The sequence below is a fragment of the Klebsiella sp. X1-16S-Nf21 genome (assembly GCF_002837615.1).
GTDB lineage: Bacteria > Pseudomonadota > Gammaproteobacteria > Enterobacterales > Enterobacteriaceae > Klebsiella > Klebsiella variicola.
This window is the reverse complement of record NZ_PJDK01000015.1, coordinates 36,216-54,738: the sequence shown is the minus strand read 5'-3', so window position 1 is coordinate 54,738 and position 18,523 is coordinate 36,216. Positions and strand designations below refer to the sequence as shown.

The 18,523-nt window shown below is 57.0% G+C and carries 17 protein-coding genes; 9 read left to right on the top strand and 8 right to left on the bottom strand.

The features are described from left to right. Positions 1–10 precede the first annotated feature (10 nt). Complete coding sequence (locus CW267_RS09395) at positions 11–1,549, top strand: DHA2 family efflux MFS transporter permease subunit (RefSeq protein WP_012968223.1); 1,539 nt, start codon at positions 11–13, stop codon at positions 1,547–1,549. A 184-nt stretch (positions 1,550–1,733) separates the two neighbouring features. On the opposite strand, the gene CW267_RS09390 is transcribed toward CW267_RS09395, so the two are convergent. From CW267_RS09390 to CW267_RS09365, 6 genes are all read right to left on the bottom strand, one after another. Then, positions 1,734–3,407: a dipeptide ABC transporter ATP-binding protein gene (locus CW267_RS09390; RefSeq protein WP_012968222.1), complete on the bottom strand. Its 1,674-nt coding sequence runs from the start codon at positions 3,405–3,407 to the stop codon at positions 1,734–1,736. After that, positions 3,404–4,267 (bottom strand): ABC transporter permease, encoded by an 864-nt coding sequence (locus CW267_RS09385; RefSeq protein WP_080930353.1) that lies wholly within the window; start codon positions 4,265–4,267, stop codon positions 3,404–3,406. Before CW267_RS09385 ends, CW267_RS09390 begins: the two co-directional genes overlap by 4 nt. Continuing rightward, positions 4,260–5,222, bottom strand: a complete 963-nt coding sequence (locus CW267_RS09380) for an ABC transporter permease (protein ID WP_008804871.1) — start codon at positions 5,220–5,222, stop codon at positions 4,260–4,262. Before CW267_RS09380 ends, CW267_RS09385 begins: the two co-directional genes overlap by 8 nt. Beyond that, the gene (locus CW267_RS09375; protein WP_100781023.1) at positions 5,200–6,810 is read right to left on the bottom strand and encodes an ABC transporter substrate-binding protein; all 1,611 of its coding nucleotides are present in this window, start codon (positions 6,808–6,810) and stop codon (positions 5,200–5,202) included. Before CW267_RS09375 ends, CW267_RS09380 begins: the two co-directional genes overlap by 23 nt. A 377-nt stretch (positions 6,811–7,187) precedes the next feature. Next, on the bottom strand, positions 7,188–7,832 hold the full coding sequence (locus tag CW267_RS09370) for a TenA family protein (RefSeq protein ID WP_016161043.1): 645 nt from the start codon (positions 7,830–7,832) through the stop codon (positions 7,188–7,190). Further along, complete coding sequence (locus CW267_RS09365; RefSeq protein WP_004176161.1) at positions 7,832–8,677, bottom strand: BtpA/SgcQ family protein; 846 nt, start codon at positions 8,675–8,677, stop codon at positions 7,832–7,834. Before CW267_RS09365 ends, CW267_RS09370 begins: the two co-directional genes overlap by 1 nt. Positions 8,678–8,703: 26 nt before the next feature. Here CW267_RS09365 and CW267_RS09360 point away from each other — a divergent pair, with 26 nt between their 5' ends. Continuing rightward, positions 8,704–9,576 (top strand): PfkB family carbohydrate kinase, encoded by an 873-nt coding sequence (locus tag CW267_RS09360; RefSeq protein ID WP_016161044.1) that lies wholly within the window; start codon positions 8,704–8,706, stop codon positions 9,574–9,576. 1 nt (position 9,577) lies between these two features. Here CW267_RS09360 and CW267_RS09355 read toward each other — a convergent pair whose 3' ends face one another. Beyond that, positions 9,578–10,531: a substrate-binding domain-containing protein gene (locus CW267_RS09355; protein WP_012541714.1), complete on the bottom strand. Its 954-nt coding sequence runs from the start codon at positions 10,529–10,531 to the stop codon at positions 9,578–9,580. 345 nt (positions 10,532–10,876) lie between these two features. Between CW267_RS09355 and CW267_RS09350 the strand changes: the two genes are divergently transcribed. From CW267_RS09350 to CW267_RS09320, 7 genes are all read left to right on the top strand, one after another. Continuing rightward, positions 10,877–11,899, top strand: a complete 1,023-nt coding sequence (locus tag CW267_RS09350) for a LacI family DNA-binding transcriptional regulator (protein WP_004190069.1) — start codon at positions 10,877–10,879, stop codon at positions 11,897–11,899. Positions 11,900–12,279: 380 nt separating this feature from the next. Beyond that, positions 12,280–13,026, top strand: a complete 747-nt coding sequence (locus CW267_RS09345; protein ID WP_004198552.1) for an ATP-binding cassette domain-containing protein — start codon at positions 12,280–12,282, stop codon at positions 13,024–13,026. A gap of 18 nt (positions 13,027–13,044) precedes the next feature. Continuing rightward, complete coding sequence (locus tag CW267_RS09340) at positions 13,045–14,046, top strand: ABC transporter permease (RefSeq protein ID WP_016161045.1); 1,002 nt, start codon at positions 13,045–13,047, stop codon at positions 14,044–14,046. Positions 14,047–14,049: 3 nt separating this feature from the next. Then, positions 14,050–15,129: a phosphotriesterase gene (locus CW267_RS09335; RefSeq protein ID WP_012541711.1), complete on the top strand. Its 1,080-nt coding sequence runs from the start codon at positions 14,050–14,052 to the stop codon at positions 15,127–15,129. Positions 15,130–15,143: 14 nt separating this feature from the next. Beyond that, positions 15,144–15,899 (top strand): glutamine amidotransferase, encoded by a 756-nt coding sequence (locus tag CW267_RS09330; protein WP_008804865.1) that lies wholly within the window; start codon positions 15,144–15,146, stop codon positions 15,897–15,899. Beyond that, entirely contained in the window at positions 15,899–17,041 is a 1,143-nt protein-coding gene (locus tag CW267_RS09325) for a M20 family metallopeptidase (RefSeq protein ID WP_016161046.1), read from the top strand. The genes CW267_RS09330 and CW267_RS09325 overlap by 1 nt, the downstream gene beginning before the upstream one ends. Positions 17,042–17,152: 111 nt before the next feature. Beyond that, on the top strand, positions 17,153–17,581 hold the full coding sequence (locus CW267_RS09320) for a cell envelope integrity protein TolA (RefSeq protein ID WP_016161047.1): 429 nt from the start codon (positions 17,153–17,155) through the stop codon (positions 17,579–17,581). Positions 17,582–17,685: 104 nt separating this feature from the next. Here CW267_RS09320 and ahlK read toward each other — a convergent pair whose 3' ends face one another. Then, positions 17,686–18,480: an N-acyl homoserine lactonase AhlK gene (gene ahlK, locus CW267_RS09315; RefSeq protein WP_004218740.1), complete on the bottom strand. Its 795-nt coding sequence runs from the start codon at positions 18,478–18,480 to the stop codon at positions 17,686–17,688. Positions 18,481–18,523: the final 43 nt, after the last annotated feature.

Below are 18,523 nucleotides of genomic sequence, written 5' to 3'. Positions count from 1 at the left end.
GAGAGAAGCTATGTCAGAGCCGAAGGCAGCCTTTACGCCCCCCAGCCTGTTCCTGGCGACGCTTGCCCTGTCGCTGGCGACCTTTATGCAGGTGCTGGACTCCACCATCGCCAACGTGGCGCTGCCGACTATCTCCGGCAACCTGGGCGTTAGCGCCGATCAGGGGACATGGGTTATCACCTCTTTTGCGGTGTGTAACGCTATTGCTCTACCGTTGACAGGCTGGTTTACCCGCCGATTCGGGCAGTTGCGGTTGTTTATCGCCTCGGTGATGTTCTTTACCCTGACGTCATTTCTGTGCGGCTTCGCCCACAGCATGACGGAGCTCATCATCTTCCGTGCGCTGCAGGGTTTTTTCGCCGGGCCGATGTTCCCGATGTGTCAGACGCTGTTGCTGGTTATCTTCCCGCCGATGAAACGCAGCATGGCGCTGGCGCTGCTGTCGATGGTGACCGTGGTGGCGCCTATCGTGGGACCCATCACCGGCGGCTGGCTTACCGATAACTACTCCTGGCCGTGGATCTTCTACATCAACGTGCCGATTGGGATTTTCGCCTCCATCGTGGTCTGGTCGCAGCTGCGCATGCGTGAAGAAACAACGCAGTCATCGCCTGTCGACTATATTGGCATCGCGCTGTTGGTGCTTGGCGTGGGCCTGCTGCAGGTGGTGCTGGATAAGGGCAACGACGAAGACTGGTTCTCTTCTACGCCCATTATCGTGATGTCTATTGTCTCGGCGATCAGCCTGATTTGCTTTGTGATATGGGAGCTGGACGAACGTCACCCGATTGTGAACCTGCGGCTGTTCAAAGACCGCAACTTCGCCATCGGCACGTTGGCGCTGATGCTGGGCTATGCCGCGTTCTTTGCCATCAACATTATTCTGCCGCAGTGGTTGCAGACCCAGATGGGCTACACGGCTATCTGGGCCGGTCTCGCCGCTGCGCCGATGGGCTTCTTACCACTGGTGCTGACGCCAGTCATCGGACGTTACGCCACCAAAGTGGATTTGCGAATTTTATGCTCAGTGTCATTCCTGACAATGGGGGCATCCTGTCTGATGCGCGCGCAGTTCAATACTGACGTGGATTTCCGCACCATCGCCAGCGTGCAGATGTTTATGGGGATTGGCGTGGCCTTCTTCTTCATGCCGCTGACCACCATTGTGCTGTCGAATCTGCACGGTAACGAAGTGGCGGAAGGCTCAGGACTGGCCACGTTCTTTCGCGTACTCGGCGGCTCCTTTGCCTCATCGTTAACCACATGGATCTGGCAGCGACGTGAAGTTTTCCACCACGCGAATCTGACCGAGAGCGTGACACAGTACAACCCGGCGGCTATGGATTACGTAAATAAGATGGGTGGCCCGACGCAGCAGCATCTTGCGATGATTGACCAGGTGGTTACCCAGCAGGCCTACATGATGTCGACAATCGACTATTTCTGGGTGCTCGGCTGGGGCTTTATGGCGCTGATTATCATCATCTGGTTCACCCGCCCGCCGTTCGTGAAATCGGGTATGCCAGGCGCCCCCGCAGCAGGTCACTAAACTGAAATTCACATAGGCAAACTTAGCTGAACGAGCACTGCGTACGGATGGCACTATCGAGCGCCGGGCCAGTGCCTCTTCCCTGCCCTCTATCACGTAAGACCGCCGGGAACGGGCTCTGGAGATGATAAGAGTGTTGAATAACATGACCCCATTTCTGATAACGGTGTTTGACGTTTACTGCTCAGTTATATCGCAACGGCGTCTGCCCAACAGCTGATAACAATTGTCGAGTCCACGGGTGGCGTGGCGCCCGAAAAATTTGATCCACACTGCCGCTTTCGACTACCTCGCCGTCTTTCATCACCGCAATACGATGACTCATATGCTGCACCACGCCCAGATCATGAGAGATAAACAGCATTGACAGATGCAAACGGCGTTGCAGCGCTACCAGCAAATCCAACACTTGCGCCTGGGTGGTGACATCCAGCGCCGACACCGGCTCGTCGCAAATCAGAATATCCGGCTCGCAGGCCAGGGCCTGGGCGATGGCGATACGTTGCCGCTGCCCACCGGAAAGCGTGGCCGGACGTCGCGTCAGCAGATCAGGACTTAAACCAACCAGCGCCAGCAACGCCTGCGCACGTGACAACCGGTCCGCGGCTGTGAGCGTCGTATGCAGGCGCAGAGGCTGTTGCAGCAATTGCGCCACGTTATATTGCGGATTAAATGAACCCAGCGGATCCTGCACAATCGTCTGGATACGCGACCGCAACGGCTGCCGCTGACGTTCTGTCAGCCTGCTCCATGGTTGCCCAGCGAGAAGGATCTCGCCCTGTTGCGGTGCCTGCAGCGCCAGCGCCAGTTTGCCTAGCGTGGTCTTCCCGCTACCGGATTCGCCCACAATGCCCAGCGTTTCGCCCTGCGCGACCTCTAACGTCACCTGATTGACGGCCTGCAAGCGACGGCCATCCGGCAGAACATACGCCAGTGATACGTTATCGGCAGCCAGCACGGGTGTGGTGCTGTCAGTACTGATGTTCTCCCGCACTACCGTTTGACCCAGCGGATCGTTTCCTGTTAACCACGTCCCACGCGTACCGGCAGAGGGAATGGCCGCCAGCAGACGGCGGGTATAAGGGTGTTGCGGCGCATGCAGCACCTGTCGCACCTTGCCGCTCTCCACTGCTTTGCCCTGCCGCATCACCACCACACGGTCGGCAATATCCGCCACCACCGATAAATCATGGGTGATCAGCAGCACGCCATGCCCGGCATCCGCCAGGGCCCTGAATACATTCAAAACTTGTTTTTGTACGGTGGCGTCCAGCGCGGTAGTAGGTTCATCGGCAATGAGTAATCGCGGCCCCGCCGCCAGCGCCGACGCGATGAGCGCTCGTTGGCGCAAGCCACCGGAGAGTTCATGTGCGTACTGCGCCATCCGGTTATGCGGATCGGGGATGCCGGTTTGCGTTAACAGCTCCGCCACGCGTTCGCGAACTGCCGCCCCCCGTTCCAGGCGGTGCGTCAACAACGGCTCCGCGACTTCCTGACCAATCCGGCGCAGCGGGTCAAGCGAGGTCAGTGCATCCTGCAAAACAAAACCAATTTCGCGCCCGCGTAGTTGCTGCCAACGGCGGGCATCGCACGCCAGTAAATTCTGCGACAGGCCATCGTGCCCATGCAATATCAGGGACTCGGCGCGAACAGCCGCCCCTGCCCCCGCCAGCCCGACTAGCGTCCGGGCCGTGACGGATTTACCCGAACCGGACTCGCCTACCAAAGCCAGGACTTCACCGGCATGCACGTCAAACGATAAGGCGTTAACCGCCTCAATCAGCCCCTGCGGCGAGGGGAAGCTGACGCTCAGTTGCGCCACCTGTAACAGCGGTTGCTGGAAGGTCTCTGAAGTCATGCGATCCCGCCTTTGGCAATAAGGGTTTGAACACGTCGGCCCAGCAGCGTAATGGCAATCACCGACAGCGCGACAACGCTGGCGGGCAGCAGGCTGACCCATGGGGCGCTATCGAGAAAATTACGTCCCTCAGAGAGCAATGCGCCCCACTCCGCCGTCGGCGGAGTCACCCCAAGTCCAAGGAAACTGAGGGCCGAGGCGGATAATATGGAATACCCTATCCCCACCGTTGCCAGTACCAGCAGCGGGCGCAGCGTATTGGGCACAATATGGCGCAAAATAATCACCATTGGCGGCTCTCCCAACGCCACCGCATGCTGCACATACCCCGATAACCTGACCTGCAACACTTGCGCGCGCACCAGCCTGGCATAGCCAGCAATGCCGGCCAGTCCGACCGCCAGCAGGGTATTCTCTGGCCCACGCCCCAACACCGTGATAGCCAGCAGCGCCAACAGCAAATCGGGGAACGCCAGCATAATGTCCAGTAGCCGTACGAGTAACTGCCGTACCGCCCTGGGCGCAAGACCTGCCAGTGTCCCCAGCACAATACCGCCCGCGCTGGCAATCAGGGTCGCGCCGACCCCAATGCTCAGCGACAGCGAGGTGCCATACACCACGCGGGTAAACACATCACGCCCCAACTGGTCAGTACCGAACCAGTGTCTGAGGTCCGGCGGCTGCAAAATCGCGCTGAAATCCATCTGTTCGGGGGTGTACGGCGTGAATAGCGATGGAAAAAACACCGCCACCACGAGCAGTAGCACCAGTAACAACGGAATGCTGGTACCCGGCGCCAGCCACGGGTTACGATAGTGCCCCCCGTCGCGGCGGGCCACCCGCAGTAAAAGATCACTCATCAGCATGCCCTCGCAGACGTAGACGGGGATCGATCAGTAAATAAAGGGTATCAATCAGCAGGTTAATCACCACAAACAACAGCGCGGAGAACATCACCACCCCCAGCACCAGGGGCATGTCTCGGTTCTCAATCGCACCGAGAGTGATTTGCCCCAGCCCCGCCCGACCAAATACTGTTTCGGTCAGAATTGAGCCGCCTAATACGCTGGCCAGCAGCGTCCCCGTCAGCGTCGACACCGCCAGCGAGGCATGGCGCAACGCATGCCGTAAGCGCAGCGCAGTTTCACTCACCCCTCGCGTACGCACGGTCATGGCGAACGGCTGCGAAAGCGCCTCCTCCAGCCCATCACGCAGCACCTGGCTGAGTGTCGCAGCCAGCGGCAGGCTGAGCGTCACCACCGGCAGCACAAGGGCGATCCAGCCATCGTTACCGGTCACCGGAAACCATTGCAGTTTGAAACTGAAAATGCTCAACAACACGATGCCGATCCAGTACACCGGTGTGCTAAGCAGCATCAGCTCCAACCCGGCAAGCAGAGACCGCAGACGCGGATGACGTCCGGCTGTCAGTAATGCGTTAAATACCGCCAGTACCAGCGCCAGCGCCAGGGCGCTGACGGCCAGCGGCACCGTCTCTTTCAACGCTGCGCTAATCACCTGCACAACAGGCTGGCGATACTGATAACTCACGCCAAGGTTGCCCGTCAGCGCCTCGCCACAGTAGCGCAAATATTGCCACCACAGTGGCTTATCCAGGCCGAACTGGCGGGTCAGTGTCTCGCGAAAACTATCATCCACAACGCTGTTGGCGCTGCCTATCAGTATCGCCACAGGATCGCCGGGGATCAGTTTTACCGCAACAAAGGTCAGCGTTGCCGCGCCCCACAGCACGGCGAAAATGGTCAGCAGGCGCTTGCCTGCTGCCAGCAGCTTAGCGTTGGATCCAGACATCATAGAAATTCGGCTTCGCGTTCGTGGCCCAGCTAATGCCCTGCACCTGTTTGGCTTTCCCTAACTGATATGCCGGGATGTAAATTGGCACCGCCCAGGCCTGATCGATTATCTGGTGCTGGATGGCATAGTAGATGCGTTTACGCTCGGCTTCGCTGGCACCGACAGCGGTTTCCAGTTGGCTATCCAGCGCTTTAACGCGGCTGAAGTTGTTCCCCTTCGGCGGAATATAATTGGAGTGGAAAACGGTACGCAGGATGTCCGGCTCCGGGCGAACAAAATAGTTCGAGATAATGTCGTACTGGTTAGCCGCCGTGCGGCTGCTGAGAATGCCTGAATCCACCGGATCGAGTTTCAGTTCAAAACCGGCTTGTTTTACCTGGTATTGAATTGCCTGGAACAGCGTCACGTCAGCGGTTTCGACATCGTTTGAAGAATAGGTAAATTGCACAGTAAGGCGTTTACCCTCCTTGACCCGGTAGCCTTCGCTATCGGTTTGCTGCCAGCCGGCTTCATCCAGAAGACGGCGGGCTTTTTGCAGATCAAACCCCCACTGGCTGGCAATGGCCGGATCGTAATCCAGCGTAGCGGGTCCAAGAATATTGTCGGCAGGTTTCAGGATGCCAAAGAACGCGGCTTTAACGGCAGTAGTGCGATCGATGGCGCTCTGGAAGGCCTGCCGCACTTTCAGGTCGCTGAAGATCCCTGTGTCGCTATTCAAATAAAGGACGCGCGGAACGCCGGGGTTTTCCCTGGTGATCACATCCAGCTTCGGGTTATTTTTTACCTGCGCATAATTCACCGGCGGAATGGCATCGATCACCTGTACCTGCCCGCTATTCAGCGCGCCAAGCCGCACCGCTGACTCCGGCAGGTACTTAAATTCGATCTTATCCAGCCATGCCGGGCCTTTATGGGTGGCATAGCCCGGGCCCCAGTTGTAATCGGCGCGCTTGCTGAGTTTACTCCCGCTGCCTTTGACAAACGATTCGAGGATAAAGGGACCGGAACCGACCACGGTATTGCTGGTATTCGCCGTTTTCTGCAGATAAGCCGGTGACTGAATACCGAGATACGGCAAGCTCAGCCCCTGCAGCAGCGGTGCGAAAGGCGTTTTATAGCGGATCACCACGGTGTACTCATCTGGCGTAGTGATCGCGTCAATCGGCCCCAACAACGATTTGGAGTAACTGGAGGTGGTTTTCGGATCGAGTATGCGTTCAAAGTTATATTTTACCGCCGCAGCATCCAGTTTCGTGCCATCACTAAAAGTCACATCCTTGCGAAGATGGAAGGTGTATTCGCGGTTATTGTTTTTAATTTCCCAGCGTTCCGCCAGCCATGGTGTAAAGCTGTTATCTTCCGCCTGGCCGACCAAAGAATCCACCACGTTACGCGTAACCAGAGCGGTGACGGAATAAGCGGTAATAGAGGGGTCAATAATCGGGGTATCGCTGCCCAGAGCGACCGTCAGCACACCCCCCGCGACAGGTTTATCCTGTGCGTGAGTGGTGAAGCTGGCAGTAAGCGTTAGCGCGGAAAGCAGACTGATGCGCAATAAACTGTTCTGTGAATAAATGCTTCGTTTCATCCCTTTTCCTTGGCCTGGTTTTTGTTAAATATCTGGCAATTAAAGTCCATTGTAGGGGGAGAGCCGCCGTCGAGTAACGATGGATAATTTATATCTATTTCTGAAAATAGCTTTTTCTTCAGGTGGGAAGAAAAGAAAAAAGAGAGCCCCGAGCTACAGGCCCGAATAAAATAACATAAATGCTCGCCCTCTATAATTTCTCTCAAAAGAGTCAGAAGGCAGCTAAATTAACCCTCCGACTTTATTAAGATAAAAATGTGAAATAAGAATCGGCATTAACGGTAATGCTAAGTTTCGCCAACAAGACGCAGAACGTCGAGATATAACCCGTATTCAGGAGACGCCGCGTCCGGCGCCCCCTGTGATCCACCTCGCGGCTACTCCTCGTACGCCGCGTGATGGAAATCAATTTCCCACTGCAGCACCTCGCCGTAAAGCGCCGATAACGCCTGCTTTTCGTCTTCACTCAGCGCCATGGCGCAGCGGTCGAGTTCGTTTTTTAGCCAGAGAGCCTGCTGATAAAATTCGTCCTCCGCGTGCATTTCCACCCAGCGTCGTAAATCAGCATCGCTCTGATGATGTTCGCTCGCCCGTCGGCACCAGCAAGAGTACATCCATTCCGCACCGAACATCAGGGTCACAATCTGCTCATAGCTGCCCTCGCGGGCGGTCCGCAGCATACCGTCGCGAAAGCGCCGTACCCCGGGCAAATCATCCGGGTACTCAGCGGGATCGATCTGCCGCGCTGACAACACCTGTTCAAACCACGCGATCTGTATATCAACCAGGGCATTCAGCACGCCAATCAGCCAGCGCTGCTGTTGAATACCCGGCGCTTTGCTGACCCCGAGGGCAAAAATCGCGATTGCCGTCGCGACAAAGTTGCCCTCAAACACCAGATAGCGGTTGAAGACGACTGTCGGCAGACGATCCTGTTCGATATCAGTCACAAACGGGTGCTGCTGCATCGCCTGCCACGCCGGTTGATGTTCGCGCAGCAGGCGTTCGCTAAACGCTTCCATTAAGCCTCCTCCAGCGCGGCCTGCGCGACCGACATAAAATGTTTCACCCGGGCCAGCTCAACATCGTTCCACCAGACGCCATCGACCTTCATTGTACTGGCCACAATGACCCCCTGAGTCCGCCCGAGGATCTGCTTCACGTTAGCCGGTGTCACCCCGGAGCCCACCAGGAGCGGTAGTTCCGTCGCCGCGCGGATCTCGTCAATTTCCGCCATCGTGGCGCTATCGCCCGTACGCTGGCCGGTGGCGATCACCGCGTCAGCCTCGAAGAAATCGACATCGCGCGTCAGTTCCTGAATCGAACGATCGGCGACAATGGCATGGCTACCGTGCTTAACGTGGCTATCGGCAAAAACGCGAATATGTTCAGCGCGCAGCATACTGCGGTAGCGCAGCGCCTTAGCGGCCGCCCCTTCTATAAATCCTTCGTTGGCGATATAGGCGTTGGCCCACTGGTTTACGCGGACGAAATCGGCGCCTCCCGCCAGGGCGATCGCCATTGCCGGGATCGCCGCGTTAGCCAGAACGTTAATGCCCAGCGGCACAGCAAAACGTTCACGAACTTTCTCGGTAATGACCGCCATCAGCGCTGAGGTTTCATGGCCGATATCCTCAGGTTTAGAGAAAGGAATATCGCCATGGTTTTCAATAATCAGACCATGAACACCGCCTGAAATATAATTTTCAGCATCGCGAAGCGCACGTTCAACAATATCCGAGACTGATTTTCCTCGATATTTTGGCGAACCAGGAAATGGGTCGCAATGAATAACACCAATAACAGCCTTGCTTCGTGAAAAAATAGCTTGTATTGCATTCGTTTTTTCTGCTGAGATAGCAACCATCTTATCCATCCTGTTAAGGGAACACTATGCGTGTTTACGTTACTGGTAATATTGCCGTAGATGAAACCTGGTCCATTCCGGATATACCGAAAAAAGGAGCCTCCATTCACGGCGTTAAAATGTCGCAGGATATCGGCGGTAAAGGCGCGAACCAGGCGATTATATTATCCCGCTGCGGAATAGAGACGCGTTTAATTGCCGCCACGGGAAATGACAGCAACGGCGCGTGGATCCGCCAGCAGATAAAAAATGAACCACTGACGCTACTACCCGACGGCCATTTCAATCAACATAGCGATACCTCGATTATTTTAAATAGCGCTGATGGCGACAACGCCATCATTACCACTACGGCGGCGGCCGATACATTCAGCCTGGATGAAATTATTCCGCATATGGCGGATGCCGTCGCTGGCGATATTCTGCTACAGCAGGGCAATTTCTCCCTCGATAAAACGCGGGCGCTGTTCCAGTACGCCAGAAGCCGCGGCATGACGACGGTATTCAACCCCTCACCTGTCAATCCTGACTTTTGCCATCTGTGGCCGCTCATCGACATCGCGGTGGTCAATGAATCCGAGGCCGAACTGCTCCAGCCATACGGGGTGAAAACCTTAGTGATTACCCAGGGGGCCGCAGGCGCCTGGTTGGTCCAGGAGGGCCAGCGTCAGTTTTGTCCCGCCGTGCCCGCCGAGGCGCTTGATACTACCGGCGCGGGCGACACGTTCCTCGCCGTCATGTTGGCTTCCGCCCTGCTGCGCGGCGTCGCGCCGGATGCGCTGGCGCTGGCGCACGCCAGTCGCGCTGCCGCCATTACCGTTAGCCGCCGGGGGACGCTCAGCGCGTTTCCCGGCAGCCGTGAGCTCGCCGCCCTGTTAACCACGGACGGGGCGCGCTGACCTACTTAAACAGCGGACGGTATGAATCGACGTTCGCTTTGGTTACCACCGTCGCCGGAACCAGAATGGTTTTCGGCACGGTTTTACCCGACGTGATGCTGTTCAGCGCATTCAGGGCTTCGGCGCCCATCTTTTCCGGGTCCTGCTGCAGTACGGCGGTGACGTAGCCGCCGTCCATACCGGAAATCGCCTTCGCCGTCAGATCCCAGCCAAAGACTTTAATATCTTTCTGCCGCCCCTGGTTTTCTACGGCGGCGATAGCGCCGAGCAGCGCGGGTTCGCCGGTGGCATAAATCGCTGTCAGATCCGGGTTACCGGTGATCAGGTTTTCCGCCGCGGTCATCGCTTTATCCTGCACGTTCTGCCCGTCGACCACGTTAGCGATAGTAATCTTCGGATTGCTTTTCAGCGTCTCTTCGAACCCTTTCTGCCGCTGGTTCTGAATGGCCGAATTCAGCGCGCCGACAATACCCAGTCGCGCCTGGCCGCCCATCTCTTTCTGCACGTAGTCCACGAAGTATTGACCAATAATTCTGCCGCCTTCAATATTATCAACGCCGACCTGAGCTGCCTGTGGCCCGGCCGGTAATACGGCATCAATCGCAATCACCGGAATGTTTGCGGCGGCGGCTTCTTTAACCGCTGGCATGATCCCGTTAACGTCGATAGCAGCAACCAGAATGCCTTTAACGCCTTGCTGAATATAGTTTTCTATCGCGTCGTTTTGCGCCACGGGATTATCGTTAGAGTTAAAAATAACTAAATCCTTGCCACTGGCTTTGGCCGCATCCTGTGCGCCTTTATTCATCAGATTAAAGAACAGCGCCTGTTGGTTGATTTGTACCAGCGCATAAGTCGGACCGGCAGCGCTGGCGGCAGAAATAAAACTCATTGATGCCAGCATGGTCGTGGCGACAGCAAGTAAACGCAGTTTTCCGGTGTGAAATAACATCATCAGTATCCTCGTCGGGAATAGTTGATAGCCAGCAGAGTTCCGCGCCGCATGCGAACGCAGAAGGATTATTTTTTTGGCGGGCAAATATCGTCTATATCGCCAGAACTATCATTGAACGTTCGGCGGATACCTGCTTAATGTCATCCCGGCAACCGGTCCGTGTCGGTGCGCGACTGGAATAACTTAAACGGGGTTGGGAATGACTTCCCGGATGATGCGGTAAACTGCCTATACAATTCTCTGCTGATTAAAATTTGTCAAGCATTTATTTTTGGTGATTGTTCGCAGAGAAATTGCTGTATCCACCGCGCTTAACTATGTTACAGATAGCCGATTCTGGCAGAAATGGCGCAGGAAATGAGTATAAAACGCGTATTGTTATCCGATGTGGCAAAGCTGGCCGGGCTGTCGAAGGCGACCCTGTCGCGCTATATGAACAACAGTATTGTGCTGCCGCAGGACACCATCGACCGCATCGAAACCGCCATTCGCGAACTGGACTATCGCGGCAATAGCCTGGCACGCCGTCTTAGCAAAGGCGGCAGCGAAACGCTTGGCCTGGTGCTTCCCGATATTACCAACCCCTTCTTTGCCGAACTGGCCGACGCTGCCGAAGAGGCCGCTTCTGCAAGCGGCTACAGCCTGGTGCTGTGTATCACCCGCAACAACCCGGAAAAAGAGTGCCAGTTCATTCGCTGGCTGGATACCTGCCAGGTCGACGGTCTGCTGTTCACCACCAACCGCCCCGATAACGGCCTGCTGCGCAAGGAAGTCCAGCGTCACGAACGCATTGTCCTGCTGGATGAAGATATTCCCGGCAGTAAGGTACCGAAAGTGTTTGCTGATAACGTCCAGGGCGGGCGGATCGCCACCGAAAAACTGATCGCCGCCGGGCATCGCCATATCGCTTTCGTCGGTGGCCCGGACAAGCTGATGAGCGTCCGTGAGCGCTATCAGGGCTTTTGCACCGCGATGGAGCAAGCGGGCCTGAGCTGGCCGCCCGAATGGGTGATGTATGGCGACTACCAGCGCGAGTTTGGCCAGCAGGCGCTGCGGTACCTGTTCAGCCAACCGGTTCGCCCCACCGCCGTCTTCGCGGCCAGCGACTATCTGGTGCTCGGCCTGCTCGATGGCTTGCGCGCCAGCGGGCTCCAGGCGCCGGAGGCGCTTTCGTTAGTCGGCTTCGATGACGCCAACTACGCCGATTTTACCCAGCCGCGGATCTCCACTATCCGTCAGCCCGCCCGCGAACTGGGCCGTACCGCGGTGAACATCATGATGCGCCTGCTAAACGACGATCCGGACATCCCTGCGGAAACCCGCCTGCCGGTTGAATGGATTGGCCGCGACTCGATTAAGATCTGTTAAGCCCGTCCCAAAATGGCGCAAAAGTGCCCGCTTTTGGCGCAAAAAACGATCAATTAACAATTTATTCACTATAATCAGTAAACCGGTTTACCGGATTTTATTCAATTAAGTGTATTGAATACATAAGGTTAAGTTACAGGGCTGCTGTGTGGTTCCTGCCCTGGCACGGATGCTGCAATGTTCTTACTGGCGAACAAATATCTTACATAGCGTTTGTCCTGACTGCCCTGGCGAGTGCTCTATTCCGCAGGTAAACCGGTTTACTAGATTGTAAACCGTGTCGGATAGAGCCCCTCCCGCAGGATGGCGAACATTTTCCCGGCCACAGCGATGGGAGTTATCAGATGCAGCAGCCACAAACTACCCCGCCAAGGGTAGAGATGATCAATATCACCAAGACCTACGGGTCGATACGCTCATTGCGCGGAGTCAACCTTGAGCTGGCCCCGGGCGAAGTGCTGGGCTTAGTGGGCGATAACGGCGCGGGGAAATCCACCCTGACCAAAGTGCTCTCTGGCGCGGTGATCCCCTCCAGCGGCACGATTCGTATCGACGGTGAACAGCAACAGTTTACGAATCCGGCCGATTCGCGCCGTTGCCATATCGAGATGGTCTACCAGGATCTGTCGCTCTGCGACACGGTCGACGTCGCGGGCAATCTGTTTATGGGCCGTGAGCCGATGAAATCGGTCCTCGGCATCCCCTTTCTCGACGAGGCCAAAATGCACGCCGATGCCAGAGAGATGCTTAAAGGGCTCGGGATCTCCATTCCGGATACTCGCCTGCTGGTGCGAAATCTCTCCGGCGGCCAGCGCCAGGCTATAGCCATCGCCCGCGCCGCGGCCTTTGACCCGAAAGTGCTGATTATGGATGAACCCACCGCCGCGCTGGCCGTCGCGGAAGTTGAAGCGGTTCTGGAACTCATTCGCCGCGTTTCCGCTCGCGGGGTGAGCGTGATTCTGATTACCCACCGCCTGCAGGACCTGTTCCTGGTCTGCGACCGGATCATGGTGATGTATGAAGGTACGAACGTCGCCGACAGACGGGTGTCCGACACCAGCCTGAGCGATATCGTTAACCTGATTGTGGGCGAAAAATTCACCGCCCGCTCTGCGGCAGCACATTGAGGTAACAGGATGAGTATCATGAACTTAAGCAGCTCCCGCATGATCCAGCATTCGCTGCCGCGCCGCCTGCTGCATAACCACTCAGGCGTGGTCAGCATCGCGCTCTTTTTCGTCTTCTGCTGCGTGGTGTTTTCGCTGATCACCAGCAACTTTCTCACCGGCACCAACTGGCTCAACATTATCCGTCAGAGCGCCCCGCTGCTGATCGTCGCGACGGCTATGACTCTGGTCATTACCACCGGCGGTATCGATCTGTCGGTAGGCTCCACCCTGGCGCTGGTCGGCGCACTCTCCGCTATCGCTCTGAATAACTGGGGGCTGCCGTGGCCGGTGGTACTCCTCGGCGGCCTGCTGCTCGGCGGATTCGTTGGCGCCATCAACGGCTTCTTTATTGCCTATGAAGGCATTCCGGCGTTCATCGTCACGCTCGCCACCCTGGCCGTAGTTCGCGGCATCGCGCTGCTGGTCACCCAGGGCTACTCGATTCCGGTACCGGCTGACAGCCTGTTTACCTTTATCGGACGCGCGTGGGTAGTTGGTATCCCCATGCCCGCGCTGATCGGCATGATGATACTGGTGATCGGGCATATCGTTCTCAACCATATGCGCTTTGGCCGCTACGTGACCGCTATCGGCGCCAACGCCGAAGGCGCGCGGCGCAGCGGCATTAACACCAAAGCGGTGACCATGAAGGTCTATATCATCAGCGGAATGGCCGCCGCGCTGGCGGGGATGATCATTACCGCACGCCTCGGCAGCGGCTCTTCCAACCAGGGCGAAGGCTTTGAACTGCAGGTCATTGCTGCCGTTGTGCTAGGCAGCACCAGTCTGTTTGGCGGCTTCGGGACTATTATTGGCACGCTGCTGGGCGCGCTGTCGATTGCGGTCATTCAGAACGGGCTGATCCTGTCGCATATTTCGCCGTTTTACACCCAGATAGCCACCGGCACCATTATCCTGCTGGCTATCTGGCTGAACACCCGCATTCTCAACCCGACGCGCTCCGCGGCAAAAGGATAGCTGATGAAAGGATCAATTTTTCGCCATCCCTCCCCGCTGCCGGTTGGCGTCAGCAGCGGTTATGTAATGACTGTGCTTGGCCCACTACCGATTAACGAAATGGGCGTTACTCTGATGCATGAGCATATTCTGCTGGATGCCTCCGGCAAATGGGTGCCGCCCTGCTGCTGCAGCGATCGCCATCTTGCCGAAATGCCGGTGAAAATGGAAAACCTTGGCGAACTGTCGCTCAACCCGCTGATGAGCCGCGATAACTGTCAGCTGTTTGATGTCGACGTTGCGATTGACGAGCTGACTAAATTTCGCGCCCTTGGCGGAGAGACTGTGGTCGACCCGACCAATATCGGCATTGGCCGCGATCCGAAAGCGCTGGCGCGCATTGCGCGTCTGACCGGTCTGAACATCATTATGGGGACCGGGCTCTATCTGGAGCCTTCGCACCCCGAGTGGGTAAAAATCAGCAGCGTCGAACAACTGACCGAACGGCTGATTTACGATCTTGGCGGCGCGGAGGAGAAACCGGAGGTGCTCGCCGGACTCATCGGCGAAATCGGTATCTCCAGCCGCTTTACGCCGGATGAGGAGAAATCCCTGCGCGCTGCGGGTCGGGCCAGCGCCGCGACCGGCGTGCCGATCGAGGTCCATCTGCCCGGCTGGGAGCGGCTGGGCCATCGGGTGCTGGATATTCTCGAGCAGGAAGGCGCCGATTTACGCCATACCGTGCTGTGCCATATGAATCCCAGCTTTGCCGATAAGCGCTACCAGCGCGAACTGGCGCAGCGCGGGGCGTTTCTCGAATACGACATGATTGGCATGAGCTATTACTACGCCGACGAGTCGGCGCAGTCGCCCTCCGACGAGGAGAACGCCCGCGCGATCCGCGAGCTGATTGACGACGGCTACATCCAGCAAATTCTGCTGTCGCAGGACGTCTTCCTGAAAACCATGCTCACCCGCTACGGCGGCCACGGTTATGGCTACATACTCAAGCATTTTGTTCCCCGTCTGCGGCGCCACGGCGTCAGCGGCGAACAACTTGAAACCTTAATGATTGGAAACCCCCAGCGGGTCTTTGGCGGATAAAAGGAAACGTCATCATGCAGAAAAAAATCTTACTGGTCGGTGAGTCCTGGACCAGCACGTCAACGCACGTTAAAGGCTTCGACCAGTTTGCCACCGCCACCTGGCACACCGGCGCAACGGACTTTCTGGCCGCGCTCGCCGACAGTCCCTATGCCATTACCTATATGCCCGCCCACGCGGCGGCGACCGACTTTCCGCTGACGCTGGAAGCGCTGCAGGAGTGGGATGCGATTATTCTCTCGGACATTGGCGCCAATACGCTGCTGCTGCATCCGGACACCTGGCTGAAGAGCCGCCGAACCGCCAACCGTTTAACGCTCCTGCATGATTACGTGGCCGGCGGGGGGGCGCTGATGATGATCGGCGGCTATTACAGCTTCCAGGGAATCAACGGCGGCGCGCGCTACCGCCATACCGCGGTGGAGAAAGTGCTGCCGGTACGCTGCCTGGCCTGGGACGACCGCATTGAAACCCCGGAAGGCTGCTATGCCGAAGTGACGGAGTCTCACCCCCTGTTTAACGATATTCCGGGCGAATGGCCGTGGCTGCTGGGCTATAACGAAGTTGAAATGCACCCGGAAGGCAAACTGCTGGCGACCGTGGCCGGTACCGGTCATCCGCTACTGGCTGTTCGCGAATATCAGCAGGGTCGTTCGCTGGTGTGGACCAGCGACATGTCGGCGCACTGGCTGCCGGAAGAGTTTGCCAAATGGCCCGGCTATCGCCAGCTATGGATTAACTGCCTCGACTGGCTGACGGAACGCCGCTGATGACCACGACCCTTGAGCTCGCCCGGCAGCTGCTGGGCTTTAACACCATCAACCCGCCAGGCAGCGAAGCCGACTGCATGCGGTTCTTCGCCGACTGGCTTGACGAGAGCGGTTTTGAGGTTTCGCTGTCGTCGTTCGGCGAGGGACGCTGCAATCTTATTGCCAGCCTGCCCGGGGCGAAGAGCGGTAAACCGCTGGCCTTTACCGGACATCTGGATACCGTCCCGCTGGGAAATGCCCGCTGGCAGTACGATCCTTTTGGCTCGCAGATGGAAGACGGGCGTCTTTATGGCCGCGGATCCAGCGATATGAAAGCGGCGATAGCGGCGTTTGCCGTCGCCTGCGTTCATCAGCGGGAAGCGATCCTCGCCGGACGCGGCGCGGTATTGCTGATAACCGGCGGAGAAGAGACCGGCTGCGACGGCGCGCGGGCGCTGATCGCCTCCGCAACGTTGCCGGAGGTGGGCGCGCTGATCGTCGGTGAACCCACCACCAACTATCCGGTTATCGGCCATAAAGGCGCGCTCTGGCTACGCTGCGAAACGCGGGGGAAAACCGCCCACGGCGCGATGCCGGAGCTGGGGATCAATGCTATCTATCTTGCGGCGGATGCGTTGGGTAAGATTCAGCATTTTTCGCCAGGCGCGCCGCATCCGCTAATGAAGCAACCCACCCTCAACGTCGGACGCATAGAAGGCGGACTCAATATTAATTCCGTACCGGACCGCACGCGTTTTGATGTCGATATCCGCAGCGCGCCCAATTTACAGCACGCCACTATCCGGGAGCGCTTGACGACGCTGCTTGGCGAAAGCGTCACCGTCTCCACGCTGGTCGACCTGCCCGCCGTCCTCAGCCGGGAGGATCACGCGTGGATTAAGCAGGTTTACCAACGCTGTCAGCCGCTGCACGCTGAGCCGATTGCGCCGCGCGTGGTGCCCTACTTTACCGACGCCTCGCTGCTGCTGCCTGCATTGGGCGATCCGCCCTGTATTATTCTCGGCCCCGGCGAGCCGTCGATGGCGCATCAAACCGACGAGTACTGCCTGCTCAGCCGACTGGCGGAGGCAGAACAGCTATACGGTGACATTATTCGCGACTGGATGGCATCACCGCCCGCGACGAAAGTAAAAAATGAGTGACACTGTCACTGAAAGCGCGTGCCATGCATTCAGCGTTTGAATAATTTCGCGGAATAACAGAGGATAACCGCCTAGTACACGACGGTATCCCCACCAGCAAGGAGGCTTAGCATGTCCGTGAAAACCAACGCTGTGCTCGTTTGCACCCTCTCTTTACTTCTTTCCGCCTGCTCGGGTGGTGCTTCTGCGCCGGACAGCGCCGAAGACGCTAAAATATCGGCTGAAGTGGATAAGATACTTCGCGATTATCAAACGGGTTCCGATACTTCACCCCAGGCCAATGCCTCACGCTATCTGGCGCGGATCCAGGCGGCTATCTTCGCTAACATAGACCAGCCGGCCTCCTGGCAAGGGCAAAAATGCTCGGTGCGCTTTATGCTGCAGCGTGACGGGACGGTGCAGGATCCAACGGTCGAGAGCGGCGATCGGCCATTCTGCGCGCAGGTGATGTCCGCGCTGAAAAAAGCCAACATCCCGCCCGCGCCGGACGAAAAAACCTATCAAACCTTCAGTCATGTCGTGCTGGACGTGAAGCCCTGAGCTTGCCGGCAGAAATGGCCCCGGCCATCACCAGGGCCATTTCGAACAAGATAAGCTGACAGCCCTTCTTAACAGACGCTTTTTGGCGATCAGCGAGGAATGATTCAATAGTAACAGGCTGGCGCAAGCCTGTTTTTTTTCCATTCTTCAGGATCGTGGCCGGGTATGAATACCGCATGATATCGCTCGGTAAGCTGACGCAGCTTTCGCACTGACTGAGCGACATCAGTAGCAGACGTCATTAGCCCCGGGAGCGCCTTCTCATGGTAATGATCTAAGGTATAAGCCGCATCAATCGCTAGCGTAAAATTTGTACCACCGGGTAAGCGGATAAGAAAAGATTGATGGCCTGGTGAATGCCCTGGGGTGAAAATACACTGCAGCGTGCCATCACCGTAAAGGTCATAGTGATCATCGGACAACCCGTTCAGAAATAGCCAGTTAAGTTGGGGACGATCGAAATCGCGTCGGCAATAGGCTCCCGAAGTAAACCAGTCAGGGGCAAAGGCATATTCATACTCTTGCCTCTGGACAACATGCGTAGCATGGGGGAAGCGACCAATTGCTCCCGTATGATCAGAGTGCAAATGGGACAGGACCACATAGCGGATATCCTCAGGAGCAATGCCAATCCTCTTAAGTTGTTCCACACAGCCCTGTTCTTCTGACATCACCGGTTTAAACTGCTCTACAGCACTTCCCCAATAACCACTGGGATCTTTCAATCCTTCGACAGCCAGACCGCCGTCAATCAGCGTAAACCCATCCGGATGGGTCAGCAGAAACCAGGGAACAGGGATCTCATAATGCTCTCCCACGCCCTGATTCATCCGGATATGCTGATATCGACAATGCTGTGTTCCTGACTGGAACATGAAAAGCTTTATCTCTGGCATCATTATTTTCCACCAATAAATCAATTAAATAGATTGAAATTTAGCC

Excerpts from the sequence above, each read along its gene's own strand:
- CW267_RS09395 (WP_012968223.1), top strand. The coding sequence starts at position 11 with ATGTCAGAGCCGAAGGCAGCCTTTACGCCCCCCAGCCTGTTCCTGGCG.
- CW267_RS09390 (WP_012968222.1), bottom strand. The coding sequence starts at position 3,407 with ATGACTTCAGAGACCTTCCAGCAACCGCTGTTACAGGTGGCGCAACTG.
- CW267_RS09385 (WP_080930353.1), bottom strand. The coding sequence starts at position 4,267 with ATGAGTGATCTTTTACTGCGGGTGGCCCGCCGCGACGGGGGGCACTAT.
- CW267_RS09380 (WP_008804871.1), bottom strand. The coding sequence starts at position 5,222 with ATGATGTCTGGATCCAACGCTAAGCTGCTGGCAGCAGGCAAGCGCCTG.
- CW267_RS09375 (WP_100781023.1), bottom strand. The coding sequence starts at position 6,810 with ATGAAACGAAGCATTTATTCACAGAACAGTTTATTGCGCATCAGTCTG.
- CW267_RS09370 (WP_016161043.1), bottom strand. The coding sequence starts at position 7,832 with ATGGAAGCGTTTAGCGAACGCCTGCTGCGCGAACATCAACCGGCGTGG.
- CW267_RS09365 (WP_004176161.1), bottom strand. The coding sequence starts at position 8,677 with ATGGTTGCTATCTCAGCAGAAAAAACGAATGCAATACAAGCTATTTTT.
- CW267_RS09360 (WP_016161044.1), top strand. The coding sequence starts at position 8,704 with ATGCGTGTTTACGTTACTGGTAATATTGCCGTAGATGAAACCTGGTCC.
- CW267_RS09355 (WP_012541714.1), bottom strand. The coding sequence starts at position 10,531 with ATGATGTTATTTCACACCGGAAAACTGCGTTTACTTGCTGTCGCCACG.
- CW267_RS09350 (WP_004190069.1), top strand. The coding sequence starts at position 10,877 with ATGGCGCAGGAAATGAGTATAAAACGCGTATTGTTATCCGATGTGGCA.
- CW267_RS09345 (WP_004198552.1), top strand. The coding sequence starts at position 12,280 with ATGATCAATATCACCAAGACCTACGGGTCGATACGCTCATTGCGCGGA.
- CW267_RS09340 (WP_016161045.1), top strand. The coding sequence starts at position 13,045 with ATGAACTTAAGCAGCTCCCGCATGATCCAGCATTCGCTGCCGCGCCGC.
- CW267_RS09335 (WP_012541711.1), top strand. The coding sequence starts at position 14,050 with ATGAAAGGATCAATTTTTCGCCATCCCTCCCCGCTGCCGGTTGGCGTC.
- CW267_RS09330 (WP_008804865.1), top strand. The coding sequence starts at position 15,144 with ATGCAGAAAAAAATCTTACTGGTCGGTGAGTCCTGGACCAGCACGTCA.
- CW267_RS09325 (WP_016161046.1), top strand. The coding sequence starts at position 15,899 with ATGACCACGACCCTTGAGCTCGCCCGGCAGCTGCTGGGCTTTAACACC.
- CW267_RS09320 (WP_016161047.1), top strand. The coding sequence starts at position 17,153 with ATGTCCGTGAAAACCAACGCTGTGCTCGTTTGCACCCTCTCTTTACTT.
- ahlK (WP_004218740.1), bottom strand. The coding sequence starts at position 18,480 with ATGATGCCAGAGATAAAGCTTTTCATGTTCCAGTCAGGAACACAGCAT.